23 protein-coding genes are annotated in these 26,681 nt (G+C 59.5%); 14 read left to right on the plus strand and 9 right to left on the minus strand.

Annotated elements, in window-relative coordinates; translation table 11 throughout:
* Positions 1-80 precede the first annotated feature (80 nt).
* The gene (locus FHT92_RS27615; RefSeq protein WP_183831222.1) at positions 81-2,384 is read left to right on the plus strand and encodes an FdhF/YdeP family oxidoreductase; all 2,304 of its coding nucleotides are present in this window, start codon (positions 81-83) and stop codon (positions 2,382-2,384) included.
* Here the strand turns inward: FHT92_RS27615 and FHT92_RS27620 are convergent.
* Entirely contained in the window at positions 2,381-3,403 is a 1,023-nt protein-coding gene (locus FHT92_RS27620) for a LacI family DNA-binding transcriptional regulator (protein WP_183831224.1), read from the minus strand. The two genes, FHT92_RS27615 and FHT92_RS27620, sit on opposite strands and share 4 nt — an antisense overlap.
* A 235-nt stretch (positions 3,404-3,638) precedes the next feature.
* On the opposite strand from FHT92_RS27620, the gene FHT92_RS27625 reads away from it, so the two are divergent.
* The 4 genes from FHT92_RS27625 to FHT92_RS27640 all read left to right on the plus strand — a co-directional run bounded on the left by FHT92_RS27625 (position 3,639) and on the right by FHT92_RS27640 (position 8,364).
* Positions 3,639-4,778 (plus strand): sugar ABC transporter substrate-binding protein, encoded by a 1,140-nt coding sequence (locus tag FHT92_RS27625; RefSeq protein ID WP_183831226.1) that lies wholly within the window; start codon positions 3,639-3,641, stop codon positions 4,776-4,778.
* A gap of 78 nt (positions 4,779-4,856) precedes the next feature.
* On the plus strand, positions 4,857-6,395 hold the full coding sequence (locus tag FHT92_RS27630) for a sugar ABC transporter ATP-binding protein (protein ID WP_183831228.1): 1,539 nt from the start codon (positions 4,857-4,859) through the stop codon (positions 6,393-6,395).
* Positions 6,392-7,384: an ABC transporter permease gene (locus FHT92_RS27635; protein WP_183831230.1), complete on the plus strand. Its 993-nt coding sequence runs from the start codon at positions 6,392-6,394 to the stop codon at positions 7,382-7,384. The genes FHT92_RS27630 and FHT92_RS27635 overlap by 4 nt, the downstream gene beginning before the upstream one ends.
* Entirely contained in the window at positions 7,381-8,364 is a 984-nt protein-coding gene (locus FHT92_RS27640) for an ABC transporter permease (protein ID WP_183831231.1), read from the plus strand. The genes FHT92_RS27635 and FHT92_RS27640 overlap by 4 nt, the downstream gene beginning before the upstream one ends.
* Positions 8,365-8,464: 100 nt before the next feature.
* Here FHT92_RS27640 and FHT92_RS27645 read toward each other — a convergent pair whose 3' ends face one another.
* Both FHT92_RS27645 and FHT92_RS27650 read right to left on the minus strand, forming a co-directional pair.
* Positions 8,465-9,223, minus strand: a complete 759-nt coding sequence (locus FHT92_RS27645; protein ID WP_183831233.1) for an alpha/beta hydrolase — start codon at positions 9,221-9,223, stop codon at positions 8,465-8,467.
* Positions 9,224-9,266: 43 nt separating this feature from the next.
* Positions 9,267-11,042 (minus strand): cytochrome c biogenesis protein DipZ, encoded by a 1,776-nt coding sequence (locus FHT92_RS27650; RefSeq protein ID WP_183831235.1) that lies wholly within the window; start codon positions 11,040-11,042, stop codon positions 9,267-9,269.
* A gap of 206 nt (positions 11,043-11,248) precedes the next feature.
* Between FHT92_RS27650 and FHT92_RS27655 the strand changes: the two genes are divergently transcribed.
* The 5 genes from FHT92_RS27655 to FHT92_RS27675 all read left to right on the plus strand — a co-directional run bounded on the left by FHT92_RS27655 (position 11,249) and on the right by FHT92_RS27675 (position 15,568).
* On the plus strand, positions 11,249-11,617 hold the full coding sequence (locus tag FHT92_RS27655; protein WP_183831237.1) for a DUF488 domain-containing protein: 369 nt from the start codon (positions 11,249-11,251) through the stop codon (positions 11,615-11,617).
* 137 nt (positions 11,618-11,754) lie between these two features.
* Complete coding sequence (locus FHT92_RS27660) at positions 11,755-12,795, plus strand: alpha/beta fold hydrolase (RefSeq protein WP_183831239.1); 1,041 nt, start codon at positions 11,755-11,757, stop codon at positions 12,793-12,795.
* A 134-nt stretch (positions 12,796-12,929) separates the two neighbouring features.
* Positions 12,930-13,670 (plus strand): response regulator, encoded by a 741-nt coding sequence (locus FHT92_RS27665; protein WP_183743328.1) that lies wholly within the window; start codon positions 12,930-12,932, stop codon positions 13,668-13,670.
* Positions 13,667-14,992, plus strand: coding sequence for an ATP-binding protein (locus FHT92_RS27670; protein ID WP_183831241.1), 1,326 nt, complete (start codon positions 13,667-13,669; stop codon positions 14,990-14,992). Before FHT92_RS27665 ends, FHT92_RS27670 begins: the two co-directional genes overlap by 4 nt.
* A 159-nt stretch (positions 14,993-15,151) precedes the next feature.
* Positions 15,152-15,568, plus strand: a complete 417-nt coding sequence (locus tag FHT92_RS27675) for an organic hydroperoxide resistance protein (protein WP_007826944.1) — start codon at positions 15,152-15,154, stop codon at positions 15,566-15,568.
* A 104-nt stretch (positions 15,569-15,672) separates the two neighbouring features.
* Here FHT92_RS27675 and FHT92_RS27680 read toward each other — a convergent pair whose 3' ends face one another.
* Positions 15,673-15,828, minus strand: a complete 156-nt coding sequence (locus tag FHT92_RS27680) for a hypothetical protein (RefSeq protein ID WP_183743324.1) — start codon at positions 15,826-15,828, stop codon at positions 15,673-15,675.
* A gap of 80 nt (positions 15,829-15,908) precedes the next feature.
* Here FHT92_RS27680 and FHT92_RS27685 point away from each other — a divergent pair, with 80 nt between their 5' ends.
* Together FHT92_RS27685 and FHT92_RS27690 are read left to right on the plus strand one after the other, a co-directional pair.
* Entirely contained in the window at positions 15,909-16,508 is a 600-nt protein-coding gene (locus FHT92_RS27685) for a TetR/AcrR family transcriptional regulator (protein ID WP_183743322.1), read from the plus strand.
* Positions 16,498-17,391 (plus strand): haloalkane dehalogenase, encoded by an 894-nt coding sequence (locus FHT92_RS27690; RefSeq protein WP_183831243.1) that lies wholly within the window; start codon positions 16,498-16,500, stop codon positions 17,389-17,391. The genes FHT92_RS27685 and FHT92_RS27690 overlap by 11 nt, the downstream gene beginning before the upstream one ends.
* Before the next feature lie 78 nt (positions 17,392-17,469).
* On the opposite strand, the gene FHT92_RS27695 is transcribed toward FHT92_RS27690, so the two are convergent.
* From FHT92_RS27695 to FHT92_RS29525, 5 genes are all read right to left on the minus strand, one after another.
* Positions 17,470-18,429 (minus strand): S1C family serine protease, encoded by a 960-nt coding sequence (locus tag FHT92_RS27695; RefSeq protein WP_183831245.1) that lies wholly within the window; start codon positions 18,427-18,429, stop codon positions 17,470-17,472.
* A gap of 269 nt (positions 18,430-18,698) precedes the next feature.
* Positions 18,699-19,877: an alpha-D-ribose 1-methylphosphonate 5-triphosphate diphosphatase gene (locus tag FHT92_RS27700; RefSeq protein WP_183831247.1), complete on the minus strand. Its 1,179-nt coding sequence runs from the start codon at positions 19,875-19,877 to the stop codon at positions 18,699-18,701.
* A 226-nt stretch (positions 19,878-20,103) separates the two neighbouring features.
* Positions 20,104-21,249, minus strand: a complete 1,146-nt coding sequence (locus FHT92_RS27705) for a Xaa-Pro peptidase family protein (protein ID WP_183831249.1) — start codon at positions 21,247-21,249, stop codon at positions 20,104-20,106.
* Positions 21,250-21,504: 255 nt separating this feature from the next.
* On the minus strand, positions 21,505-22,695 hold the full coding sequence (locus FHT92_RS27710) for an MFS transporter (protein WP_183743312.1): 1,191 nt from the start codon (positions 22,693-22,695) through the stop codon (positions 21,505-21,507).
* Between the two features lie 321 nt (positions 22,696-23,016).
* Positions 23,017-23,700 (minus strand): helix-turn-helix transcriptional regulator, encoded by a 684-nt coding sequence (locus FHT92_RS29525; protein ID WP_281413053.1) that lies wholly within the window; start codon positions 23,698-23,700, stop codon positions 23,017-23,019.
* Between FHT92_RS29525 and FHT92_RS29530 the strand changes: the two genes are divergently transcribed.
* Together FHT92_RS29530 and FHT92_RS27720 are read left to right on the plus strand one after the other, a co-directional pair.
* Positions 23,641-24,087 (plus strand): hypothetical protein, encoded by a 447-nt coding sequence (locus tag FHT92_RS29530; RefSeq protein ID WP_246735579.1) that lies wholly within the window; start codon positions 23,641-23,643, stop codon positions 24,085-24,087. The two genes, FHT92_RS29525 and FHT92_RS29530, sit on opposite strands and share 60 nt — an antisense overlap.
* Before the next feature lie 360 nt (positions 24,088-24,447).
* Positions 24,448-26,676: a methyl-accepting chemotaxis protein gene (locus tag FHT92_RS27720; RefSeq protein WP_183831253.1), complete on the plus strand. Its 2,229-nt coding sequence runs from the start codon at positions 24,448-24,450 to the stop codon at positions 26,674-26,676.
* The last annotated feature ends 5 nt before the right edge of the window (positions 26,677-26,681 follow it).

The raw sequence follows: 26,681 nt of genomic DNA on the forward strand, positions 1-26,681 counted from the left end.
TGGCTACCTATGCCTCAGTATAATGCACCGCCCCGACACTCGCGGTTATCCTCGGGCTATCTTGAAGACGGAGAGCGAAGATGAGCGACAAGCGTCCGGAAGGCGTCGAAGCGTACAGTCACCCCGCAGGCGGATGGGATGCGCTGAAAGCGGTGGCGAAAACGCTGAGGCATCAGCAGATCGTTGGGCAGGGAAGTACGACCCTCCTTAGGGCAAACCAGCCCGACGGCTTCGACTGTCCCGGCTGTGCCTGGCCCGATCCCAAGCATACCTCATCCTTCGAATTCTGCGAAAACGGTGCAAAGGCCATCACCTGGGAATCGACAGCCCGGCGCGTCGCGCCGGAATTCTTTGCCGAACACACTGTCTCAGAGCTTTGGGAATGGATCGATCACAAGCTCGAAGACCAGGGGCGGCTGACGCATCCGCTGAAATACAATAGCGCCACGGATAAATATGAAGCGATCGACTGGGATGATGCCTTCAGCTTGATTGGTGCGGAACTCAACAAGCTAGCGAGCCCCAACGAGGCCGAATTCTATACATCGGGCCGCGCCTCCAACGAGGCGGCTTTTCTCTATCAGCTTTTCGTGCGCGCCTATGGCACGAACAATTTCCCAGATTGCTCCAACATGTGCCATGAGGCGACCAGCGTCGGCCTGCCGCTGTCTTTGGGCGTCGGCAAAGGCACGGTGACGCTTGAGGATTTTGACGAGGCCGATGCAATCTTCAGCTTCGGCCACAATCCCGGAACCAACCATCCCCGAATGATGACGACCTTGCACGAGGCCTCGCGCCGCGGCGTGCCGATCATCGTCTTCAACCCCTTGAAAGAGCGGGCGCTCGAGCGTTTTGCCGCGCCGCAAAATCCGGTGGAGATGGTGACCCTATCCTCGACGCGCATTGCATCAGCCTATCATCAGCTGCGCACCGGCGGCGACCTTGCCGCCCTAAAGGGTCTGATGAAGTTGATCTTCGAGCGCGACGAGGCAGATCTTGCGGTCGGGGGCGAAGGTGTTCTCGACCGGGCTTTCATTGCCGAACACACCATCGGTATCGATGCCCTGAAGGAGGATCTCGCCAAAACCGGCTGGGCCGATATCCTCAGCGTGTCCGGCCTTACCATGGAGGCGCTGAACAGCGCCGTCGATGTCTATCTCAATGCCCGCAACGTCATTCTTTGCTATGGCATGGGGATCACACAGCATGCCAACGGAACGGCGAATGTCCAGCAGCTTGCCAATTTCCTGATGCTGCGCGGTAATGTCGGCCGCCTGGGCGCCGGACTCTGCCCGCTGCGCGGTCACTCCAATGTGCAGGGCGACAGGACCGTCGGCATCACCGAAATCCCGAACAAGGCGCTGCTCGACGGTATGGAGCGCGCCTTCGGTTTTCGTCCTTCTGCAGAGAAGGGCCACAACGCGGTCGAATCCATTGAGGCGATTGCGGCCGGCAAATCCAAAGCGCTGATCTGCCTCGGCGGCAATCTGGCTGTCGCCATGTCAGATCCTGACGTCACCTTCCAGGCGATGCGCAGGCTTGATCTTGCTGTCCATATCGCCACCAAGCTCAACCGCTCGCATCTCCTAACGGCAAAGACATCGATCATCCTTCCCTGCCTCGGGCGGACCGACCTCGACACCCAGGCGTCAGGCCCACAGTCCGTGACGGTGGAAGACTCCATGTCGATGGTGCATGCCTCGCGCGGCTTCCTCCAGCCGCCGAGCGAGTCGCTGAAATCCGAACCCGCCATCATCGCCGGCATTGCGATGGCCACACTCGGTACAAAATACGACATCGACTGGAACGGGCTGGTCGCCGATTATGATCGCATCCGCGAAAAGATCGAAGTGGTCTTTCCGGATTTTCACGAGTTCAACAGCCGCGTCCGGGTCCGCGGCGGCTTCCGGCTCGATGTTTCGGCCTCCTATCGTGTCTGGAAGACGGCGAGCGGAAAGGCCAACTTCCTTGTCGCACCCGGTCTTGACGAAGATCCCCGCCTGAAGGACCCGACGACATTGGTGCTGACGACGCTGCGCAGCCACGACCAATACAATACGACGGTCTATGGTCTCGACGATCGCTATCGCGGCATTTTCGGCCGCCGTGACGTCATCTTCATGAGCAGTCAGGATCTTGCCGAACGAGGCCTGCGTGATGGAGACCGGATCGATATCCGTTCAGCGACCAGCAACGGCGGCGGGAAGACCGTCATCGGGTTCACCGCGGTCGAATATAGTATCCCCGTCGGTTCGGTGGCGGGCTATTATCCGGAAATGAATGCGGTGATCGCGCTCGATCACTACGATCGCAAGTCAGGCACACCAAGTTACAAGGGCGTTCCCGTCAAGATCGCCAAGAGCAAGGTTCAGGCTGCGGCTTAGCTCGAAGCCTCGACGGTAACGCCTGTACTTTCGCGTGCGATGACCTCGAAGCCAAGATCGATCTGGTTCGGTGGCTGGCGGCTCGTCGAATTGAGGGCCGCCAGCACCTTTTCGGCGGCAAGTTTGCCCGTTTCGAAACGTCTCGTCATGATCGATGAGAGGGACGGTGACGCGCAGGCGGAAAATTCCAGATCATGAAAGCCGATTATGGCGATATCGTCTGGCACGCGGATGCCGCGCTTGCGGCACTCCTGCATGGCGCCGAGCGCCACGTTGTCGTCGGTGCAGAAGATCGCTTCCGGGCGGTCGCCACGTTCATGCATTAAGGTCAGGAGGTCGGAGCCGAGCGCAACCGAGCTGTGCCGCGGCCGCTGGGTGACGATCTCAAGGTTCTCCAGGCCTGCTTCCTGCATCGCCAGGCGATAGCCGTCGAAGCGCGACTGGGAGCGATGGTCGAGATTGCCTGCCAGAAAGGCAACACGGTTGAAGCCGCGGTCGATGAGATGCTGCGTTGCCGCCTGCCCGGCGCGATCCTGCAGCATGCCGATATTGAGATCGATCGGATCGGGCGACAACTCGAACGTCTCGACGACGGGCAAATGTGCCCGCGTCAGAAGCTGATGGGCAAGCTGCGTATGATGAATGCCGGCGATAATGATTGCTTCAACCCGCTGGCCGAGCAATACCTTGATGGCATTCTCCTCCTCCTGCTCCGAATACCGGCTGTTGACGACGATCACCTGGAAGCCGGCACCGACAAGCACGTCGTGCAGCGCAAAAAGATATTCGGCAAAGATCACGTTGTAGAGGGTTGGCACAATGACGCCGATTGCATGCGTGCGCGATGAGGCAAGTCGGCTGGCCGCGATGTTGGGGACATAACCGAGCTCCTGAATGGCGGCATTCACGCGCCGCCGCAGCGCCTCCGAGACCGCGTCGGGCTTGCGAAGTACGCGTGAAACCGTGATAGGGCTGACGCCAGCCAGATTTGCCACATCATCCAAAGTTATTCTTCGCATTGTCCTCTCGCTCTAACAGAACAATTCATATTGATCCGTAATCCATCTCGCAATTGCGAAATATCTATCGCGATAATCCTAGTTGACAGCGCTAGCAAATCCGATTTGACAGCGCTGTCAACTATGTTACGCTCAAATCGCACCGGAAAGGGATGGGATGGAGCCTTCCCGGAATCAGCATGCCAATAATATCTTGTGGAGGGGCGGCTCGGGCCGCCTGAGGAGGAGGTATTCAATGTTCAAGGTGAAGAAAGCTAAGATGGCTGGTGTCGCCGCGTTTTCCGCGTCGGCGTTTGCTCTTCTCTGCAGCGCGGCCATAGCGGAGCCAAAGGTTGTGTCCGGACCCGCCGCCGATCCGGATTGCATGGTTCCATGGTCCGCTGAGACCCAGTTCTTGCAATTTCCGAAGAAGGATGGCCCATACCGCATCGCGCTTGCTAACGGCTATATCGCCAATACATGGCGCATCCAGATGGTTCAGACGGCAAAGGCCTATGCCGCCCAGCCCGACGTCGCTGCCAAGCTGAAAGAGTTCAAGGTCGTCTCGACCGGCGAGGATGTTCCGGCCCAGATTTCGGCGATCAACAATTTCATCGATGCCGGTTACGATGCCATCGTCGTCAATGCTCAGAATCCGACAGCGTTCGGTCCGGTTATCAAGCGCGCCAAAAAAGCCGGCGTCGTTCTCGTCGCGTTCGACAATATTCTCGACACCAAGGATGCGATCAATGTCAACGTCGATCAGAAGGGCCTTGGTGCTCTCTGGGCCGATTGGCTGGTGAAGCACCTGCCGCAAGGCGGCAAGATCCTGGAAGTGCGCGGTGTTGCCGGCACCTCCGTCGATACGGATCGTCATAACGGTATCCACGAAACGCTGGACGCTTCGGGCAAGAAGTTTACCGTCACCGAAGTTGTCGGCAAGTGGGATGACGGCGTGGCGCAGAAGGCAACCGCCGATGCGATCGCCACCAATGGCCCATTTGACGGCATCACCGCGCAAGGCGGCGATACCGGCGTGGTACAGGCGATGATCGATGCAAAGCATCCCTTCGTGCCTTTCGGCGGTGAGACAGAGAACGGCTTCCGTAAATTCTGCGCCGCCCATGCGGCAGATGGCCTGAAATGCTCGTCGGCCGGTACTGGCCCGGCGCAGGTTGCTGTTGCCATCAAGACGGCCATTGCGGCGCTTGAGGGTAAGGTCGTTCCTCAGGCCGTCAAGCTGCCGACGGCACTCGTTTCCGATCCCGATTTCAAGGAAGGTGAGGATTATTACCCCAACCAGTCCGATAACTTTTTCGTCGGCAACTCCTTCCCGACCTGCGGCATCAACTTCTCCGCGCAGGAAATCATGGGGCAGAACAAGGAAAATCAGTAAGCACCACCATCCGGACCTGACTGCGGGCGTCCGCGCCCGCTGTCTCGATCTCGACACGACCGAATGGAGGCTGGATGCATGATCCTTTCTGAACCACTTCTGCGCATGGAAGGCATATCGAAACGCTATGGCGGTGCGATTGCGCTGAAGGAAGCCAATATCGCTGTTCGACCGGGCGCGATCCACGCTGTGCTCGGCGAAAACGGTGCCGGCAAATCGACGCTCATCAAGATTATGGCCGGTGTGGTAGCGCCCGATGAAGGACGCATGCTGCTCGACGGAAATGAAGTTTCTTTCGCGTCACCGGCCGCCGCCAATGGCGCCGGTATCGTTTGTGTCTTCCAGGAATTGTCGCTTATTCCCGATCTTTCGGTGGCCGACAATATCGTCATCAGCAATCCGCCGCTGCGTTTCGGTATGATCGATCGTAAAAGACAGCGCCAGATTGCCGAGGAAGCACTTGCTCGCGCCGGTGCTGCCGATATCCATCCATCATCCCTGGTGAAGGATTTGCCGCTTTCTCGCCGGCAGATGGTAGAGATCGCCAAGGCGCTGGCCCGCAAGCCGCGTTTGATGATCCTCGACGAGGCCACCTCGGCCTTGACCCAGTCGGATGTCGAGAAGGTTTTCGGCGTGCTCAAGCAACTTAGGGCCGAGGGCATGGCGCTGATCTATATTTCGCATCGCATGCATGAGATTGCACAACTGGCCGACGACTGCACGGTCTTTAGAAACGGCCGCAGCATCGAATCCTATCTCGCCGGCAGCAAGAGTGACCAGCAGGTCGTGGAACTGATGATCGGCCGTGAATATACCAATGTCTTTCCGCCCAAGCCGATGCAATCGAGAGCAGCCACGCCGGTTCTGTCCTGTCGCGACCTTTCCTGGGGAGACCGGCTTTCCGGAATCAATTTCGATGTGCGGCCGGGCGAGATTATCGGCTTCGGCGGATTGGACGGGCAGGGGCAGCGAGAATTGCTTCTGGCGCTTTTCGGTGTGCTGCGCGACCTCAAGGGCGAGGTGGCGATTGATGGCAAGCCGGTTGCGTTGAAGAGTCCCGGCGAAGCGAAATCGGGCGAGATCTCGATGGCGCTGATCCCAGAGGATCGTAAGACCGAGGGGCTGATGCTGCCAATGACGGTGCGCGAGAACCTCTCGATTGCGGCACTCGACCGCGTTTCGCGCAACGGTGTTATTGATCGAGCAGCCGAGCTTCGCGAAATCGACGAGCTGCTGAAGCTTCTGGCGATCAAGGCCGCGACGATCGATATGCCCGTCGCCTCGCTGTCAGGTGGCAACCAGCAGAAAGTGGTGATCGCCAAATGGCTGATGAACCGCCCGCGCATCATTCTGCTCAACGACCCGACACGCGGTATCGATGTCGGCACCAAGCAGGAAATCTATGCCCTGCTGCGCAAGCTTGCAGATGCGGGTGCCGCCATCATCTTCTATTCCACCGATTATGATGAACTGATCGGCTGCTGCGATCGCGTGCTCGTCATGTATGATGGCAGCATCATTCGCGTTCTGGAAGGAAACGAGATCAACGAGCGCGAGCTCGTCAGCGCCGCTCTCAATATCGACGCCAGCCAAGCACAGCAAAGGATAGCCCAATGAGCATGCAGGCGAGCGGCGAATGGCGCTACCGGTACGTTCAGCAGAAGGGCACGCTCTTTGCAGCCCTTCTCTTCATTCTAATGTTCATCATCTATGTCTCGAACCATCCCGCCGGCTTCACGCCCAACGTGGTGCAGACGGCCGCCAACAAGGCGACATTGCTTGCCTTCGTGGCCATGGCGCAGTGTTTCGTGGTGATCACTGCGGGCATCGATCTTTCGGTTGGCATGATCCTGATCCTGTGCAACTGCCTCGCATCGTGGCTCGTCGTCGGTACGCCGCTGCAGACGGGGCTTGGCGTCATTGCCGTACTCCTGACGGGTCTTGCCTGCGGCCTGCTCAATGGGCTGGTCATCATCTTCGGTCGGTTGCAGCCCATCGTCACGACGATTGCGACCAGTGCGGTCTTCTATGGACTGGCGCTGTTGCTACGCCCCACACCCGGCGGCTCGGTCAACGAGGATCTCGCCGATGCCTTCACCTCGACGTTTGGCGTCATCCCGGCAAGCCTTGTCGTGCTCGCGCTAGTCATCCTGGTGATCTGGGTGCCGTTCAGCCGTTCCGTGTTCGGCCGCACCGCCTATGCAGTCGGATCGGCGGAAAACGCCGCCTATATGTCGGCCATGCCGGTGAAGCGGGCAAAGCTTGCCGCCTATGCGCTGGCAGGCCTGCTGTCGGCGATTGGCGGGCTCTATCTGACCTTCTTTTCCTATACCGGCGAGGCGGCCTTTGCGAGCGGCAATGCCTATACGCTCTATTCGATTGCGGCAGTGGTGCTCGGCGGCGTTTCGCTCGCAGGCGGCAAGGGAAGTGCCATCGGCGCGATATTCGGCGCGCTCGCCTTCCGCACCATCGGCGACCTCTTGTTCGTCTTCGACTTCGACCCGCTCTGGCAGCCGCTTTTCCAGGGTGTTGTGCTGATGCTGGCAGTCAGCATCGGCTGCATCGGCCTGTCGCGGGTGCGCAATCGTCTGGAGTGGTTCCAATGAGCGAGGATGCTTCCACCATGCGGCAAATTCCCGTGCCTCCACGCTTGCGCGGTGTCGATCCCGCCGTGGCGATCGCCTTCGGCTGCATCATCCTGTTGCTTCTCGGCGGTTCGCTCTATTCCTCCAACTTCCTGTCTCCGGATTATCTGTTGCAGCAGCTGAAGGTGGCTTCGTTCCTCGGTGTGATTGCGACGGGTATGATGGCGGTCATCCTGCTTGGACAGATCGACCTGTCGGTGCCTTGGGTGGTTACGACAGGAGCGATGATGGCCTGCGCCGCCACCGCCTACGGAACGACGGGTGCGATCCTCGCGATCCCCTTCGGCATTCTCTGCGGCGCAGCAATCGGGTTCGTCAACGGGCTCGCGGTCGCCTATCTGCGCATTCCCTCGATGATCATCACGCTTGCCACCAATGCCGTCGCCCAAGGATTGATGGTCGTGTATACCGGTGGCTTCTCCCCTCAGGATTCGGCTTCTGCGGCCATGCGCTTCCTTGCAACCGGCTACACCATTCCGGGTCTTCCGAACGGCGTTCTGGTGTGGCTCGTCGTCGGCCTGCTCGCCGTCTTCCTTTTGACGCGCACGACTTTCGGCCGGTCGCTCTACGCGATCGGCAATCGCGAACGCGCCGCCTACATGTCCGGCATCAATACGCGCAGGATTACCCTGCTCGCCTTCATCATCTCGGGCGGTCTGAGCGCGCTCGGTGGTGTGCTGCTCGCGGGCTACGCTTCGAAAGCTTCCCAGTCCATGGGTGACGCGTATCTCCTGCCGTCGATTGCCGCCGTCGTGCTCGGCGGCACGCATGTGCTGGGCGGCAAGGGTTCCTATCTCGGAACCGTCGCTGGCGTCATCTTGATAACCCTGCTGCAGTCGATCCTCTCGGTCATGCAGATCGAAGAGGCCGGGCGTCAGCTGATCTATGGTGCCGTCATCATCGGCATGTTGCTGCTTTACGGGCGGCAGAAGGTTTCGTGACGAAACTCGGCGCTTCGCCTCATCGAGGCGAAGACTGTACGGCCAAAAGAAATGAGCCGGCGGAGTGATCTGCCGGCTCCGGTTGGCGCTTTTGATCCGATTACTTGCCGGCTGCCTCGGCAGCCTTCGCGATCACATCGGCGACCTTCTCCGGCTGAGACGCGAAGACTGCATGGCTTGCTTTGATCTCCGTTACCTTGCTGCCGGCCCGCTTTGCCATGTCGCGCTCGAGGTCGGGATTGATCGATCGGTCTTCGGTCGCGACAATCGTCCAGCTCTTTTTGGTCTTCCAGGCGGGATCGCCGACCTTGGCCGAGAAGGCGTCCTTGGAGGCGAAGACCTGCGACTTCGCTAAGAACGCGGCCTCGTCCTTCGGCAGGTCGGCGGCGAAGTCGTTGGCGAAGGCGGCCGGATCGAGATAGAGGTATTTTCCGTCCTTCGTTTCACGAATATTCATGCCGCCAGCCGGCTTGGAACTTGCTAGGCTGATGAGGCTTTCACCCTTGTCCGGCTGGAAAGCCGCGACATAGACCAAGCCCGCGACGTTGGGACTGTTGCCGGCTTCGGTGATCACCATGCCGCCATAGCTGTGCCCGACGAGCAGGGTCGGGCCGTCCTGCAGGTCCAGCACTCGGTTGGTGGCGGCGACGTCATCGGCAAGCGAGGTGATCGGCTCCTGCACGATGGTGACGTTGAAGCCGCGGCGTTCGAGAATTTCGGTCGCTTGGCGCCAGCCGGAGCCGTCGGCGAGAGCGCCGTGGACGATGACGATGTTCTTCACATCCGCCGCCTGGGCGGCAAAAGCGATAATGCTGGTGGCGAAGGCGAGGGCGATGGTAGAAAAATACTTGCGTTTCATGATATTTGCTCCTGTTGTTCAAGTTAAACGAGAGATGGAATGTTCAGCCGAAAGTGAAGGCGTAGGCCTGAACGCCGGGATCGAGGAAATGGATCTCGAAGTTGCGTGCTTCCACCGCGCCGGACTGGCGCACGAGCTGATAGAGCTTGGTCGAGGTCACCGTGCCGTTTCCATCGGCATCGATATCGCTGCCATGGTCGGCACCCGGCGCCTTGCCGTCGATCGTCACCTGGAAGCGAACCGGTTTGCCGTCAGCACTTGGGCCAAGAACGAGATGCAGATCGCGGGCGCTGAAGCGGTAGGCGATACCGCCGCCTGCCTGATCCAGCGTCGCCTCTTCGGCGCCGACAGTCCATTTGCCCGAAAGACCCCACCGGTTGAGACCCGGCTGCTTGACCGAATAGTCCCTGGTAGCATCGGCGCCCATGCTCTCATTGGAGGCAAAGCCAGTGGCCTGCTGATAGCCGATATAGGTCTCGCCGGAGCCGATGTCCTTCAGGTCCGGGCTCATCTCGGCACCTTTCGCATCCGGCACGACCGGTGCGCTTGTTGCCATCTCGCTGCCGGCTTCGCGCAACAGATCCTGGATCGCCTGCTCGGTCTGTCGGTAGTTGCCTTCGCCGAAGTGATGTTCGCGGATCTGGCCCTTGGCGTCGATCAGATAATGAGCCGGCCAGTAGCTGTTATCGAACGCACGCCAGATCTTGTAGTCGTTGTCGATCGCGACCGGATAGCCGATATTGAAGTCGCCAATGGCCTTTTTGACATTGTCGATCTTCTTTTCGAAGGCAAATTCCGGGGCATGCACGCCGATCACAACCAGGCCCTGTTCTTTGTATTTTTCAGCCCAGGCGCGGACATAGGGGATAGTGCGGATGCAGTTGATGCAGGAATAGGTCCAGAAATCGACGAGCACGACCTTGCCGCGGAGTTGTTCCATTGTCAGCGGCGGCGAGTTCAACCATTCGACGGCACCGTCAAGCGACGGCGCCCGACCTTCGACCGGCAGATCGCTATGGAAAGGTTTCTTCGCAACGGAAAGACCGATCGTCTTGTCGTTGCTCGCGACTTCGGACGGTCCTCCATCAGTGGGCTTCACATTCACCCTCTCGAGAACGGTCTGCTCGAAGGATGCGGTGCTGGCATAGGAAAGCTGCGAAAGCAGGCCAGTGTCGAGACCGAGTGCAATGACAGCGACGCCTGCAAGTACGGCAGCGCCGAGGCCCTGACGAATGCGCTCGCTGACGCCAAGCGACTTCTTCATGCCGGCAAAGATCTTGCCGCCGACTGAGAGTGCAATAGCCAGAGAAGTGGCGGCGCCAGCGGCGTAGGCAAGCAGCAGCAACGTCGTCTGCAGGTTGGCGCCCTGGAGTGCGGCGCCGGTCAGTACGAGACCGAGGATTGGCCCGGCGCAGGGTGCCCAAAGCAGGCCGGTCGCGACGCCGAGAATGAGCGCGCTGGCCGCAGTCGGCGCGGAACCACTCTTGCCGGAGGTGTTCAGCAGCCGATTGCCGAACTTGACGACTGGCTGGGTAATGAAGCTTGCGATACGCGGCGAAATCAGGCTGACGCCGAAGACGGCAAGCAGGGTCAGCGCAGCAAGGCGGCCATACTCATTGGCATTGATCGCCCAGCTCCCGCCAATGGCGGCAAGTGTGGCCACCAACGCGAATGTGGCGGCCATACCGATCAGCATTGGCAGCGTGCTGCGCACGAATGGCTGTCCGGCGCGGGCGAAGACGAAGGGGAGGATTGGAAGGATGCAGGGACTGAAAATGGTCAGCGCCCCTCCGAGATAGGCAATGATAAGAAGCGTCATCATCGTTTCCTCTGAAACCTGTTGGGTTCTGGACGGCGATGCGGCTCGGCCAGCAACGACGCTAATCTGTTGAGGCCATGTATCTCCTATGTGTCCGGGTTCGCGGCAATATGTACCGAAGTGTAGGAAGCGCCTTCCTTGCGGCTGCGCTATCTTCACTCCATCGCCGCCTTACCTGGCGTCGATCAGGCACGGAGGATGTAAAAATGGTCAAAGCGGAAGCCATAAAACTGAAGCGCGCCTATGCAGCCAAGGCAGATACGGATGGTATCCGGCTGCTGGTCGATCGAATCTGGCCGCGTGGCCTGAGCAAGGAGCGCGCGGCCTTCGATGCCTGGTTAAAGGATGTCGCGCCGAGCACTGAATTGCGCCACTGGTTCAATCATGAACCGGCGCGCTGGGAGGAGTTCTGCAAGCGCTACAGGGCCGAGCTTCAGCAGAAAGAGGAAGAGATAAATCAGGTGCTCGATTTCACAAAGAAAGGCACCGTCACCCTGCTTTACGCGGCCCGCGATGACGAGCGCAACAACGCCGTCGTGCTCCGCGATGTCCTCATCCAGCGAATTTCCAATTAAGAAGGCAGCCAATTGTATCCGAATGTATCCGGAAGGCCGGATGCTACATCCGCATGCAATAAAAGCGGATGCCCGAAACATCGGGGATACATGCCGGCTGTTTTCTCCCTGCCACCCACTCGAAACGGAGAGAACCAATGTCCAACGAAATCAATCTTCAGCGTCGTCGTCTTTTCGGCGTTGCGGCCATGACCATGGCGGCCGTCGAATTCGGCCTGACCAGCGCCGCCAGCGCTCAGTCACAGGTGACCGCGCCGGCCGTCAAGCCAGGCTCGAATACGTCCTTTGCAGCGCTGAAGCAGATCAAGGCTGGCGTACTGAATGTCGGCTACGCTGAAGCCGGTCCGGCAAATGGCCCGGTTGTGCTGCTGCTCCATGGATGGCCCTACGATATCTACAGCTATGTCGATGTAGCGCCTGCGCTCGTCGATGCCGGCTATCGGGTACTGATCCCCTATCTGCGCGGCTATGGCACAACCGAATTCCTCTCCGCAAAGACACCGCGCAACGGTCAACAGGCTGCCATCGCCACTGATATCATTGCCTTCATGGATGCGCTTGACATCGAGCGCGCCGTGATCGGCGGATACGATTGGGGCGGCCGCACCGCGGACATCCTGGCCGCTGTCTGGCCGGAGCGCTGCAAGGGCTTGGTCTCGGTCAGTGGCTATCTGATCGGCAGTCAGGAGGCGAACAAGAAGCCGCTTCCGCCGCAGGCCGAGCTGTCCTGGTGGTATCAATTCTACTTCGCCACCGAACGCGGCCGCGAGGGATATGAGGCCAACCGGCATGATTTCGCAAAGCTGATTTGGAAGCTTGCTTCGCCGCAGTGGAAATTTGATGACGCAACTTTCGACCGCTCTGCCAAGGCATTCGAAAACCCTGACCATGTCGCGATCACCATCCACAATTACCGCTGGCGGCTTGGCCTTGCCAACGGCGAAAAGAAATATGACGCGTTGGAAAAGAAGCTCGCTGCCTTTCCTGTTATCACCGTACCGACCATCACAATGGAAGGCGACGCCAATGGCGCGCCGCATCCGGAACCTTCGGCCTACGCGAAGAAGTTCACCGGCAGGTATGAGCATCGCAACATCACTGGCGGTATCGGTCATAACCTGCCGCAAGAAGCACCGCAGGCCTTTGCCCAGGCCATTCTGGATGTCGATCGCTTCTAAAACCTGCCTCGGCTGCCGCGAACGGAATTCCCAGTTTCGCGGCAGCCAATTCAGAGTCAAAACAGTAAGCAACGAGTCTGCATCTGAGATAACGATTCTGCAGCGCCAACAAGCAGAGGATCCGAAAGTCCGACATGGAGCACGTCGACCATATCCTGATCGTCGATGACGATCGTGAAATCCGCGAGCTGGTTTCAAGCTATCTGAAGAAGAACGGGCTTCGCACGTCAGTCGCCGCCGATGGCCGCCAAATGCGCAGCTTTCTCGAAGGCAATACGGTCGATCTCATCGTGCTCGATATCATGATGCCAGGCGATGACGGGCTCGTGCTCTGTCGTGAGCTGCGTGCCGGCAAGCACAAGGCAACGCCGATTCTGATGCTGACGGCCCGCAGCGACGAGATGGATCGCATCATCGGGCTGGAGATGGGCGCCGACGACTATCTGCCGAAACCCTTTGCCGCACGCGAATTGCTGGCACGCATCAAGGCCGTCTTGCGGCGCACCCGCTCCTTGCCGCCAAACCTGCAGATTTCGGAGGCAGGACAATGGCTTCGCTTCGGCGACTGGCGTCTCGATACGGTCGGCCGGCATCTTCTCGACAGGCAGGGAACCGAGATTGCGCTGAGCGGTGCCGAATATCGGCTGCTGCGCGTCTTTATCGACCATCCGCAGCGGGTGCTCAACCGCGATCAGCTCCTGAACCTGACCCAGGGCCGCGATGCGGAACTCTTCGACCGCTCGATCGACCTTCTGGTCAGCCGCGTGCGTCAGCGATTGGGCGACGACGCACGCGAGCCGACCTATATCAAGACGGTGCGCAGCGAAGGTTACGTCTTTTCCGTTCCGGTGGAGATTGAAGAGGCCAGATCATGAGTGCGAGCGGTGCCCTTCGCTCCGGATTTTGGCCGAGCTCGCTAAAGGCTCGGCTTTTCCTTATCCTGCTTTTCGGGTTGGCGATTGCCTACGGTTTGTCATTTACGGTGCTCTTCATCGAACGTTCCATGTCGGCCAAGGCCGTCATGCTCGGTACGCTGGAAAGTGACGTTGCAACCTCGATTGCGGTGCTCGACCGCCTGCCGGCGGATCAGCGCGGCGACCTGCTCGATCGTCTCAGCCGCGGCAATTATCGCTTCGAACTTGGGCCGGGTCTGCCGGGCGTGCCCGATAACTCCAGCAAGGGCAGGGAAATTGGCGGCAGGATCGAAGAAGCAGTCGGCGGCGCCTATCCGATCCGCATGGAATCCGTTCCGGGCGATGTTACGCGGTTGCAGGCGCATCTGACGCTGAGTGACGGAAGTCCCTTGACGATCGACATCACGCCGCGCCCGCCCATGCCCATTGCGGCATGGCTCCCCTATGTGCTCGCAGTCCAGATGGCGCTCCTGGTGCTTTGTACCTGGTTTGCCGTGCGCCAGGCGATCCGCCCGCTCGGGGCGCTTGCGGCGGCCGCCGACGCGCTTGATCCGACAAAGAAAGAAGCGCCGCTTAGCGAACGCGGACCGAGTGAGGTTGCCCATGCCGCGCGCGCCTTCAACGCCATGCGGGAGCGGATCGCTCACTATCTCGAAGAGCGGGTTCAGATTCTGGCTGCAATCTCCCACGACCTGCAGACGCCGATCACGCGCATGCGGCTGCGCGCCGACATGGCCGACGATTCCCCTGAAAAGGACAAGCTGGTGCGCGATCTCGGTGAGATTGAGCGGTTGGTCCAGGATGGGATCGCCTATGCCCGGAGTGCGCATGGCAATGGCGAGAAGTTTTCCCGTATCGACCTGTCTTCCTTCATCGACAGCATCGCCTATGACTATCAAGACATGCAGAAGGCCGTCAGTGTCGTCGGCCTCGTACAGGGCGTTGCATCGACAAAACCGCATGCGCTTCGTCGCGTTCTCACGAACTTCATTGACAACGCCCTGAAATTTGCAGGCGCAGCCGAAATCAGCGTTGAGCGAAAAGGTGAAGAGGCGATCGTTATCACCGTAATGGACCGCGGCCCCGGCATTCCGGACGCCATGCTCGAAGCCGCCATGCAACCCTTCTTCCGGCTGGAACAGTCGCGCAACCGTGAGACTGGCGGCACAGGCCTTGGCCTTGCCATTGCCCAGCAATTGGCAGCCGCCATCGGCGGCTCGGTGCGGCTCTATAACCGCGAGGGCGGTGGTCTCGCGGCCGAAGTGACGATCCGCGCCAACTGAATTTTTGGCTGCATTTGTATGCGAAAATGTCCAGATAGACCGGCGCTACGCTTTGATACAGTTCGGCCGATTTTGGAAACATACAGGATACGTCAAACGGTCAAAACCACTCCGTTACCAGATGTCGCAGACAGCGACGCGAAATCAAGGAGTGCTCTCATGACGACGATCGAAAAGGTTCTCTATACCGGCAAGACCCACACCACCGGCGGTCGCGACGGCTCCGCCCGCAGCAGCGATGCGCAGCTCGATGTGAAGCTTTCGCCTCCGGGCAGCGCCCATGCCGGCACCAATCCTGAACAGCTCTTCGCAGCCGGCTGGTCTGCCTGCTTCATCGGTGCGATGGGTCTTGCCGCCGGCAAGCGCAAGCTGAGGCTTCCCGCCGATACCGCGGTTGACGCTGAAGTCGATCTCGGCATGACGGGCGATGCCTATTTCCTGCAGGCACGGCTAAACATCAGCCTGCCGGGTCTGGAGCCTGAAGTCGCCCGCACGTTGATCGAGGAAGCCCACCAGACCTGCCCTTATTCGAAGGCGACGCGCGGCAACATCAATGTCGAGCTCAATCTCGTCTAAACATTCCGGTGTGGCTTGGATGCATTTGGCTGCGTCCACGGAGGCTCGATGAAAAGGATCATTATCTTCATTCTGGGAGCCGCGGTTTTTGCAGCACCCTGTGTTTATGACGTGTTATCTGACGAGCCGTCGCCACTGCTTGGTCTGCTTGCTGCGACCTCGGGAATGTCGAGTTCCCTATAGGCTGGTCTCAGTCCGATATCGCGGAAGGCAATAATGAAGGCACCGGCCGGCAGGCGGGTGCCTTTATTTTTATGCATGTTTTTCGGTCCGACGCCCGCTGAGCGGCGGCCGCAATTTCGTCCGTGATTTTAATACGGTCGTCCATATTATAACTCCTATGGCAAAGCACTCACATCGAAACACAATTCTCGAGGCAGGCCGCAAGGTCATGTTCCGCAAGGGGTACATTGGCGCGGGCGTCCGCGACATCGTCGCCGAAGCAGGCGTGCCCCAAGGCTCGTTCACCAACCACTTCCGTTCTAAAGAGGAATTCACGAAGGAAGTGCTGGACCTCTACTTTCAGGATCTTCAGAGCGCTATCGAGACGGCGCTGGGGGATAAGGCGCTGAGGCCACGCCAGCGCATCGAGAAATACCTCGATATCATCACCGGCCGTCTGGCTGCCGACGGTTTCAGCCGCGGCTGCCTCATAGGCGATCTCAGCCTTGAGGCGGCCCCGCAGAGCGAGATGCTGCGTACGCGGCTCGCGGAAATTTTTGGCGAATGGAGCGCGCCATTTACGGCTTGCATTGCCGAAGGACAGGCCTCGTGGGAGATCGATAATGCAATCGGGCCGGAAGATCTGGCCGAATTCCTCCTTGCTTCATGGGAAGGTGCGATCCTGCGCATGAAAGTCTCGCGGGATGCCCAACCCCTGGAGCGGTTCAAGAGGATCGTTTTTGCCACCGTGTTCAAGGATCACACCCATGAGACATGATATCAGTCTGCCGCGCGTGCCGGTGCTCGATTCCGAAATGGCCTATCGGGAGGCCGGCAGAACGGACGGCCCTGTCGCCCTCCTTCTGCATGGCAATCCCACGTCGTCCTATATCTGGCGCAACATCATTCCGCATGTCGCAGATGCCGCCCATTGCATCGCCCCTGATCTGATCGGCTTCGGACAATCGGGCAAGCCCGACATTGCCTATCGCTTCGAAGACCATGTGCGCTACCTCGACGCCTTCATAGCGAAGATGGGCATCAAGTCGGCCTATCTCGTTGCCCAGGATTGGGGCAGCGGGCTGGCGTTCCATCTTGCTGCCCGCCGTCCCGACTTCGTCCGGGGTTTGGCCTTCATGGAGTTTATCAGGCCGATCCCAACCTGGGACGCATTTCTGCAGAACAGCACCGAGCGTGAGATTTTTCGCAAGTTCCGCACCCCGGGAGAGGGGGAGGCGCTCATCCTCCAGGACAATATCTTCGTTGAAGGCGTATTGCCGGGGGCGACGCATCGTCAACTCAGCGATGAGGAGATGGCCGTCTATCGAGCGCCATTCCCGACATCGGCCTCGCGCCGGCCGACCTGGCGATTTCCGAACGAATTGCCGATTGCGGGTGAGCCGGCGGATGTCTATGCGACCATGGAAAAGGCACATGAGGCTCTGGCGGTATCGAACTATCCGAAGCTTCTCTTCGCCGGCGATCCCGGTGCGCTCATTCCGCCGACTGTTGCCGAGGATTTCGCAAGACGTCTGCGCAATTGCCGGCTGATCAAGCTGGGAAAAGGCCTGCACTACCTGCAGGAGGATCACCCCGAAATCATCGGCGAGACAGTTGCCGAGTTCATCGCTGAGACCGAGGCGCAGAACCTCGTCGGATAGCCAGCCGAGCGATTGCCACACTGGAGAACGAAGGCGAGCATCGACTTCGTTCTCTTTTCCGCGCAGCTGCTGCAGATGCTAGTGTATTCTTTTTGCAGGACGAACAGTGCGTTGTTCAATCCGCCCTGCGATAGAGAAAATCAGCAAATCGACGTCGGCATCGATCGTCGACCCATCCAACAGCCGGACGACGTCGTCTATCCCCGATACGGGATGGCCGGCGATTGCAAGCAGATAGTCGCCTTCACGAAGGCCGGCTCTGGCGGCAGGGCCGCCGTCTTCGACGCGGCGCAGGCGGACAGTCGTCCGTTGCGGAACGCCGGCCTCAAGCGCAATACGCCGATGCAGATCGACCGTATCGGCGGCGATACCGATATATCCGCGGCGGACCTCCCCGAAGCGCAGGATTTCGGACACGACATGTTTGGCTGTATTCGAGGCAACCGCAAAAGCAATGCTCTGCGCGCCCTGGATGACGGCCGTGTTGACGCCGATGACCTCACCCGTCGAAGAGACCAGTGGACCGCCTGAATTGCCGGGATTGAGCGCTGCGTCAGTCTGGATGATATCTTCCATCAGACGACCGCTCGCAGCGCGCATCGAGCGGCCGAGAGCGGAAACGACGCCGGCTGTGACGGTCCATTCAAAGCCAAGCGGATTGCCGATGGCAACGGCGATATGCCCGCGCTTCAGCTTCTTCGAGTCGGCAAGCTGCGCCCAGGCGCCGGACCAGTCGTTGGCTCGGATCAGGGCAAGGTCGGTGTCTTCGTCACGGCCGAGAACCCGTCCCTCCACGACCGCACCATCGGGCGTCTTGATGGTGACGGCCTTTGCATCGCCGACGACGTGATTGTTGGTGACGATGAGACCGTCGGGCGAAATGGCAAAGCCGGAACCATGTCCCGCCCGGCCGCCGATGCGCTCGATGCGGCTAACTGCCGGGCCGACCATATCGACGGTATTCGACACCGTTTCGGAATAGGCATCCAGCAGCCCGGCGTCTGAGGACGGCTGAATGTCACGATCAATGAATCCCATGAAATCTCCTCCGACACGCGAGGCGTCGACGTTGAGGACCGGCAGCGACTGCTGGAGGCAAAGGGCTGTCGTTCGACAGGTGAACAATGGAGATATCAGGTGAGACTTGTAGCGGCGTCTTTCAAGAGACGTGATGCCCGAAGCCGCAATGTGCGAGGTTGCTGTCTTGCAGAGCAGCGGGGCAGGATGAGCGTTTTGGTGCCAGGAGGCGAGTGGAAGTCGACGACCGCGTCGCAATATCCCGCGAAACGCAATGGCCGTCTTCAGTGTCAGATCGCGGATGGTGTTGATAGTCCCGGGACTGTTCCATCCGAGTAAACCAGTTTTCCGCGGCTGAAGGTTGCTCTCAGCCGTGGCAGATGACCTCCCTCAGCTACAACTAGATCGGCGCGTAGGCCAACTTCGATCGCGCCGCGATCTGTGAGCCCCAGCGCGGACGCCGGGTTGGCGCTGACGAGCGCCACAGATGCCGACAGCCCACCTGCTCCGGCTTTCGCAAGCGCGATGGCGGCTGGCAACATGCTGGCGGGATGATAATCGCTTGCCAGAATGTCGAGAACGCCGTGTTCATAGGCCTCGCGGGCAGAAAGATTGCCCGAGTAGGACAAGCCGCGAAGCGCGTTCGGCGCCCCCATGGCTGTTGCCAGGTCGAGTTTGCGAGCTTCCTGGGCCGCTGCCATGGTGACTGGAAACTCGCTGATGCGTGCACCCAATCCCTCGACGACCATCACCTTCTCGGCGCTGTCATCGTCATGGGAGGCGATGATGACGCCGTGCTCGCGCGCCGTCGCGGCTATGCCCTGGAGATTGTCAACCGCGTCATTGTTCTGGGCACGATTTTCCATGCGTTGCTGAACACGCTGGGCGGCCTGTTCAAGGGTGATCCTGTTATTGCGCGCGATCGTTTCGATATGGCGTTCGATATCGCGATACTGGCCCTGGCCCGGCGTATGGTCCATCAGTGAAACGAGGTCGAGCGCTCCGGCCCGCAGCAGGTCCTCGATGACGGCGCGGGCATGGGTGAAGGTGATTTCGAAGCGTGCATGGACCCGGTGGTCGACAAGTAAGTCATTTTTTCGGAGCTGAATCAGGGTCTGGATAATCGAACGCGAATGTTCTTCCGAGCGTATTTGGCCATGGCCGCTGCTGGCGTGGAAGGACAGCGCGGCAAAGGCGGTGGTGATGCCATTGCCGGCAAGTTTCTTGTCCAGTTCGAAGATGCCAAGCTCCAAAGGAAAGCGCACACTCAGACGCGGTTCGATCTCGCGCTCGATCATGTCTCCATGCATGTCGACGAACCCGGGAAGCAGCAGCCTGCCGTCGCCGTTGACATCAGCGGAAGCCGCAGGTTCTTCCCTGATTTCTGCGATCATGCCGTCTTCGATCCTGACTGCGCCCCGAGGTATGACCCTATCACGCAGCACGACTTCGAAATCACTCAGCCACATTCTGTGCTCCATCCTGGATCTGTCTGATCTGCCGATGCGACGGCCTAGCCTGTTACGCTGCTGTGATGACGAAACATGTCAGCAAGATCTTTGATCCGCAAAGTGGTCCTTCCGTGGTCGCCGACGTGCGCCTTCTGCGGGCTGTTGTCGCGGACCTCGGCTCAGCTTGATGCGGCGGCACGTGGCAGCGTCTGTGACCAGGCTACGCATGTCTTCGGAATGGAACTCAGACTGCGTAAGGATTTGCAGCCGGCGTCGTAAACCAGCAGGGACCGTTCTCGGTCATATGCACATGGTCTTCCAGGCGGACACCAAATTCCCCCGGAAAGACGATCATCGGCTCGTTCGAAAAGCACATTCCTGGGGCCAGCGGAGTTTTGTTGCCTCGGACGATATAAGGCGCTTCATGGATTTCGAGGCCGAGACCGTGACCGGCGCGATGCGGCAAGCCAGGCAGGCGGTAGTCCGGACCGAGGCCGTGGCGCGCGAAAGTGTTTCGGGCAGCGGCATCAAGGCTTTCGCAGGCCGCACCGAGTTTTGCCGCATCGAAAACGGCCTCCTGGCCCTCGCGTTCGATCGCCCAGGCGCGTTCGAACGCGTCATTGCCCTCGTCCAGCATATAGGTGCGTGTCAGGTCGGAATGATAGCCATCGATCCGGCAGCCCGTATCGACGAGAATGACGTCACCCGCCTGCAGGATCTGTTCGCCGTCCGCCCCATGTGGCAGTGCAGTCGCTTCACCGAAGGAGACGATACAGAAGGTCGAGCCGCCATCGGCGCCGGCCAAACGATGCTGCTGGTCGATGAAGCGAACCACATCCGAGGCTGCTGTGCCGGGGGCGAGCATGCTGCGGACCTTGTGGTGAATATCCAGCGTGATGCCCATCGCATACCGGATGAGGGCAATTTCCGCCGGCGATTTGATGGCGCGTAGTGCATGGATGGCAGGCCCTGCATCGGCAAGGCGGGTCGCCCCCATCTCTTTCGTAAAGGCGTGGCAGAAGGCGAGCGGTAACGCATCGTCGAGCGCGAGCTTGCCGGACGGGCCGACGAGCCGCGATACCAATGCGGCAGGGCTTTCTTCTTCTTCCCAGACGGCGATCTCACCGGGCAGATGTGGCAGCGTCTCGACGCGGCTGCGCTCAAAACCGGGTACGATGTACGTGAGCTTGTCGTCCGTCACGACCGCGCCGAGCAGCCGCTCGCTCAGGTGCCAGGCGAGTCCGGTGAAATAGCGTAGACTCTCGGTTGGGCCAAGCAGCGTGGCGGCAATGCCATGCGCTTCCATGCGCTCGCGCAAGCGAGACAGCCGACTGTTTCGTTCCTCATCTGCAATGGCTGCGACGGGATGGGACCAAGCTGGGAGAGACACGCTATATATCCGTTATTTTTGCCGAAATTAGATGATTGATTCCAGCATAGGGCGGTTGCGGGCACTGTGTCGACAAACATTCCACAGGATTTGCCTCGTGCTCGTCAGCGAATAAACGATCCCCGGTGTCCATGTCCACGATGTGTCGAAAGGCGAAAAGGTGGAGGCAGGCACCCAGAGGTTGCCCTGTACGCTCGCCCTTCGCCATTCTTCTGGCCGGCCTGACCAAGCCCGAGCTTGGCCAGCCATAGCCGATCACACACGCGCTGCTTGATTGGCTTCGCTCTCGATTCTCGCCTTGTTGTCAATTCCGCGCGGCTTCAGCGCTCTCGTCAGACACAGAGCCGCGATGATAACCGGCAGGCAGACAAGGAACGAGATCCTGATGCCGGCATGTTCGGCGACGAAGCCAAGCAATGGCGGCGCCAGGAAGAACACGACGAAGGACATTTGTCCGAGGGCCGCGACATTGAGATGGGCCGGGCGGTCGGTCCGCTGTGCCGCTGCGGAAACGGCAAGGGGATAGACTGCGCTACAACCGGCGCCCATCAGGGCGAAACCGAAGAGTGCGACATAGGGGTGCGGCGCAAGCCAGACGGCGCAGACGCCCCCTACCGAGAGAACCAGGAGAAAGGTCGCAACGGCGCGAGCACCAAACCGATCGACAAGCGGGTCGACGAACAGTCGGGCTGCGGCCATAAAGAAAGTGAACAGCGTGAGCCCGAGACCACCGATAAAGGGCTCGACTGTGAAGGCGTCCCGCATATAGATAGCCGACCAGTCGATGCCGGCGCCTTCCACCAGGAAGGCGGCAATACCGATAATGCAAAGGGGCATAAGCCCCCATGTCGGCAACGCTATGCTTGCACCTTCCACATGTTTGACCCCAGCACGGGCCGGTGCATTCTCAATGCCGGAGATGACGACAATGCCGACGATCAAAACGAAAGTGAATGTCAGCGCGAGATGCAGATGCATCGGAACGCCCGCCTGACGGAGGGCAGAACCGACGAGAGCGGTCAGGAAGAATCCAAGGCTCCAGAAGCCGTGCGCTCTGTTCATCACGCCGCGGCCGAGCCGGGCTTCGATCCGATCGATCTCCACATTCAGATTGATCTCTAGCGCTCCGGCGAGCAACCCTTCGCAGAGCAGAATGAAGAAGACGAGCCAGGCGGTATTGGTCCAGGGGATCGTCGCCAGCAGCGCAGACGTGCCGAGCACCGTCAGAAACGCCGTCCTGCGCGCGCCGACGCGGGCAATGAGCGGTGACGCGAATGTCAGGGAAATCAGCGCGCCGATCGCCGCGCCGATCAGCGTGAGGCCGAGTTCGGACTTGTTGACGCCCAAGGCATCCTGAAGGTCAGGCAAGCGCGAGAGCAGCGCTCCCATCGAGATCGCGAAGAGAAAGAAGCAGACATAGATCCGATGTTGCGGCTGGACGTGCATTCGATCGCTCCGGGATGTGATCGGTTCGGGAGTTGGACCTCAATCGCAACGACGGCGAAAAAGACAATTTCGAGTGGCATTTTTGAGATATATCTTGTTGACGACAACCGCAACAGCAACCTTTACGAGGTGTCGGCAGATGCTCGCGTTCTGTTCTGACAGCCGTAAGCAGGACGTCAAACCATCGGATATCTGACCTTTCGCGGTGCGCGGCTTAGCCAGCCTCGACCGTAGCGAGCCTGGCAGAAAAATATGATGTTCAAGTCCCATCGCCGCGCTGGCGCTAACCCTTGCTACGGCCCGGGCCTCGATGGAGACAGACTAAGGCCGACCCGGCCGCGCAGGAACGGAAGCCATTAGCCGCGCAAATGCCGCTTGAGATCGCACACCTGTCTTGGACAGAAGCCGTGCCGTATGCGTTTTGACGGTATTGGGAGAAAGGGCAAGCATCCGGGCGGTCTCCGGAACTGAGAATCCGCAGCCGACGAGCACAGCTACCTTCGTTTCCGCAGCAGTCAGGCTAAAGATGCTGCGGAGCTGTTCTGCCTGCCCGGTGGCCCGGCTTTCCGCATCGACGATCTGAAGAAGCACGCGGGCGCCGGAATCTGCCGAATCCCAGGCGACAAAGGAATTTGGCGGCAAGGGAGTGACCTGCGCGAGGTAGGGTGGCAGGCCCGACGGCCGGAGAATCTGCACTGCGCCTTGTAATTGCGCGGCGGAGCCGCCTGCAATTTCGATGGCTTGCCGGATCGCGTGGGTCAGAGCCTTAGAGCTGCTGGAAATGCTCGGCAGCGCCATGCGCTCATGTCTGTTGATCGAAAGGCCGTCGCCGCGTCTCAGGATGTCTTCAGCGGCGGAGTTCAACAGAACAATCTCGCCCTGGTCATCAAGCAGCATGGCGGCATCCGGCAGAGCTTCGAGCAGCCGCTGCAGAAGGCTGGCCTCATGCCTTATGCTTCCGACGAGAAGGGAAAGCTCTATCGAACGGGAAAGGTGCGGCGTCAACTGCAGGAGCTTCCGGGCAGCCTGGGCGTTTTCCGCATCCTGGGTTTTGGAGAGAAAAAGCGCTACCCCGCCGATGCCACCGCGTTCATGCAGGCTGGCGTGGGGAACGAAGAGCTGATTGTAGATATTCTGAGGCGCGCAGATGTCTGCATAATAAGCGGTCTGTCGAACGGCAGCATCGTCGATGAGTTCATTGCCGATTGCCACATGGTCCGGCTGAATTTTCTCGAACGCCCTTGCATAGGGATTACCGGCGTAATGTTGCAGGTAGAGATCGTTCAGATCTTCGCGCATCCGGCCGGGGATCAGAAAGCTGCTTTTCCCATCAGGTGCCTGATAGACAATATTGCCGGCTGTTGCTCCGACATAATCGACAACCGCGCATAGAGTACTCGACCACAACTGTATGTTTACAGAAGCCTGGTAGATCGCATTGACAATATCCGTATGCTCCATTTGACTGTCTCTCGATTGGCAAAGTCATATGAGCGGCCGAGGCCGAATATTAGTCCAGCCTGATCTTTTAGAGAAGGGATCGATACTTGAGCATCACCCGATTGGGTGAGGATGGAAAACTCTTTGATTTATAAAGGAATAAACCGCCGCGCATGAACCTGAGGTGCGGCTGAACACGGTATCGTCGGCGACGCAAAGCCGCAGTTCGTTGCTGATATTGACCATCCGAAATTAAGTAAAAAACAAGTTTTCCCCTCAAGAATTAAGGGCATCGATATTTGAGGGGACGTCATGAACGCGGAAGAGATCAAGCGGCCGATATGGATCCGCATCACGGCCTATGGATTTGCGGCCGTTATGTTTGCGAGCGCGGCAATCGGTGGTCTTGCCTGGTATCGTCAGAATGCGATGAGCGATCAATCGCTTCAGAAGGAGCTTTCGTCGGATCTGCATGTAATCCAGGCGGATATGGAGGCTCAGAAGCGGGCGGCAGCCGGGCTTGCGGTAACCCTTGCCGGCGAGCCTGAAACGGCTGATCTGATCGGCAAGAATGATCGCGCATCCCTTCTTGCAAAATATACTGCGAGCCTACCGGCGATCAAAGCGCAGGGCCTTCAGCTCATCACCTTCAGCAATTCCGATGGCATGGCCGTTGCACGTATCCATGCGCCGGATACTTTTGGCGACGATCTCAAGGGACGTCGCAAGACGATCGTTGCAGCACTAACGCAGGGTAAGCTGAGCGCCGGCATCGAACCTGGGCGGACCGCCGTCAGCATGTTTGCTTCGGCTCCCGTCATCAAGGACGGCAAGACCGTCGGCATCGTCGATGTCGGCACCTCGCTCACCAACGACTATTTTGCGCCGCTGGCGCAGTCGGTCGATGCGGCCGTTGCAGTCCATATCCTTCAGGACGGGAAATTCGTATCACAGGCCTCGACTTTCGGCGACAAGGCAATTCTCACTCAAGAGCAGTTGCAGGCAGCATTCAACGGTGACCGCGTCCGTGTCCACGCGATTCTCGGCGATAAGGACTATGAAGTGGCGGCCATTCCGTTCGAAGATTTCTCCGGCCGCAAGATCGGCGTTTTCGAAATCGGCTCCAATGTGACGGAGGTCGTTGAAGCGTCGCGGCAGGCGCTCTGGATGGCTGCGATCGGTACGGTTATCGTCTCGCTGATTTCGCTTGTTGGCTTCCTCGTCTTTGCGCGATCGATTGCTGCGGTTATCAAGAAGACGACCAGCACGATGGCGCGTCTGGCTGCAGGCGATCTCGATGTCGAGGTTCAGGGTCAGGCCCGGCCGGATGAAATAGGCGCCATGGCGCGCGCTGTTCAGGTCTTCAAGCAGAATGCGATCGAGCGGGTTCGCCTCGAGCAGGAGGCAGAAGCCAATCGTAGCATGAGCGAAAGGGAGCAGATCGAGCGGGAGAAGGAAAAGGCGAAAGATGCTGCCGATGTGCAGTTTGCCGTCGACAACCTTGCCGTCGGTCTCGCTAAGCTCGCCGACGGCGATGTGTCCTACCGCATCGATCAGCCCTTCGTGACGAAGCTCGATGGCGTTCGCAGCGACTTCAACAACTCCGCCGACAAGCTGCAATCGGCGTTGAACCGGGTGTCGCAGAATGCGCGCGGTATCGACTCCGGAGCAAACGAAATCAAGTCGGCCGCCGACGACCTTGCCAAGCGCACGGAACAGCAGGCGGCAGCGCTCGAGGAAACCGCTGCTGCCCTCGAAGAAATCACCACGACGGTGAAGGATTCGAGCAAGCGTGCGAAGGAAGTCGGAGAGCTCGTCTCACGCGCCAAGACTGGCGCGGAAAAATCCGGTGAAGTCGTCCGCAAAGCGGTTTCGGCCATGCAGCAGATCGAAAAGTCCTCGGGCGAGATCTCCAACATCATCGGCGTCATCGACGATATCGCTTTTCAGACCAACCTTCTCGCTTTGAACGCGGGCGTCGAAGCCGCCCGTGCCGGTGAAGCCGGCAAGGGATTTGCGGTCGTCGCCCAGGAAGTGCGTGAACTCGCCCAGCGCTCGGCAAACGCCGCCAAGGAGATCAAGTCGCTGATCAACACGTCGAGCGAACAGGTCAATTCCGGTGTCGGTCTCGTCGGCGAAACCGGCAGGGCGCTGGAAGCGATCGCCGCCGAGGTCCAGGAAATCAACCGCCATATCGCCGCGATCGTCGAAGCATCGCAGGAACAGTCCTCCGGTCTCGACCAGATCAATCTGGCCGTCAATCAAATGGACCAGGATACGCAGAAAAACGCTGCGATGGTCGAAGAGTCGACTGCCGCAAGTCACAACCTTGCGAAGGAGGTCGCTTCGCTCAACGAGCTTCTTGCCCAGTTCAAGCTGAACGAGACCGGTCATGCTCCGCGTTCTGCAGCACCTCGTGCCGCCGCGCGAAACGATGCACCGGCGCCGTCACCGGTTCGCGCCCTCGGTCGCAAGATCGCCTCTGCTTTCTCAGGAAATAGCGCACTTGATACGAAGGGCGACAATTGGGAAGAGTTCTAAAGCTC

The organism is Rhizobium sp. BK377 (genome assembly GCF_014193935.1).
In the GTDB taxonomy this organism is placed as follows: domain Bacteria; phylum Pseudomonadota; class Alphaproteobacteria; order Rhizobiales; family Rhizobiaceae; genus Rhizobium.

Coding starts and splice junctions, on each gene's coding strand:
- FHT92_RS27615 (WP_183831222.1), top strand. CDS start 81: ATGAGCGACAAGCGTCCGGAAGGCGTCGAAGCGTACAGTCACCCCGCA.
- FHT92_RS27620 (WP_183831224.1), bottom strand. CDS start 3,403: ATGCGAAGAATAACTTTGGATGATGTGGCAAATCTGGCTGGCGTCAGC.
- FHT92_RS27625 (WP_183831226.1), top strand. CDS start 3,639: ATGTTCAAGGTGAAGAAAGCTAAGATGGCTGGTGTCGCCGCGTTTTCC.
- FHT92_RS27630 (WP_183831228.1), top strand. CDS start 4,857: ATGATCCTTTCTGAACCACTTCTGCGCATGGAAGGCATATCGAAACGC.
- FHT92_RS27635 (WP_183831230.1), top strand. CDS start 6,392: ATGAGCATGCAGGCGAGCGGCGAATGGCGCTACCGGTACGTTCAGCAG.
- FHT92_RS27640 (WP_183831231.1), top strand. CDS start 7,381: ATGAGCGAGGATGCTTCCACCATGCGGCAAATTCCCGTGCCTCCACGC.
- FHT92_RS27645 (WP_183831233.1), bottom strand. CDS start 9,223: ATGAAACGCAAGTATTTTTCTACCATCGCCCTCGCCTTCGCCACCAGC.
- FHT92_RS27650 (WP_183831235.1), bottom strand. CDS start 11,042: ATGACGCTTCTTATCATTGCCTATCTCGGAGGGGCGCTGACCATTTTC.
- FHT92_RS27655 (WP_183831237.1), top strand. CDS start 11,249: ATGGTCAAAGCGGAAGCCATAAAACTGAAGCGCGCCTATGCAGCCAAG.
- FHT92_RS27660 (WP_183831239.1), top strand. CDS start 11,755: ATGTCCAACGAAATCAATCTTCAGCGTCGTCGTCTTTTCGGCGTTGCG.
- FHT92_RS27665 (WP_183743328.1), top strand. CDS start 12,930: ATGGAGCACGTCGACCATATCCTGATCGTCGATGACGATCGTGAAATC.
- FHT92_RS27670 (WP_183831241.1), top strand. CDS start 13,667: ATGAGTGCGAGCGGTGCCCTTCGCTCCGGATTTTGGCCGAGCTCGCTA.
- FHT92_RS27675 (WP_007826944.1), top strand. CDS start 15,152: ATGACGACGATCGAAAAGGTTCTCTATACCGGCAAGACCCACACCACC.
- FHT92_RS27680 (WP_183743324.1), bottom strand. CDS start 15,828: ATGCATAAAAATAAAGGCACCCGCCTGCCGGCCGGTGCCTTCATTATT.
- FHT92_RS27685 (WP_183743322.1), top strand. CDS start 15,909: ATGGCAAAGCACTCACATCGAAACACAATTCTCGAGGCAGGCCGCAAG.
- FHT92_RS27690 (WP_183831243.1), top strand. CDS start 16,498: ATGAGACATGATATCAGTCTGCCGCGCGTGCCGGTGCTCGATTCCGAA.
- FHT92_RS27695 (WP_183831245.1), bottom strand. CDS start 18,429: ATGGGATTCATTGATCGTGACATTCAGCCGTCCTCAGACGCCGGGCTG.
- FHT92_RS27700 (WP_183831247.1), bottom strand. CDS start 19,877: ATGTGGCTGAGTGATTTCGAAGTCGTGCTGCGTGATAGGGTCATACCT.
- FHT92_RS27710 (WP_183743312.1), bottom strand. CDS start 22,695: ATGCACGTCCAGCCGCAACATCGGATCTATGTCTGCTTCTTTCTCTTC.
- FHT92_RS29530 (WP_246735579.1), top strand. CDS start 23,641: ATGCCTTATGCTTCCGACGAGAAGGGAAAGCTCTATCGAACGGGAAAG.
- FHT92_RS27720 (WP_183831253.1), top strand. CDS start 24,448: ATGAACGCGGAAGAGATCAAGCGGCCGATATGGATCCGCATCACGGCC.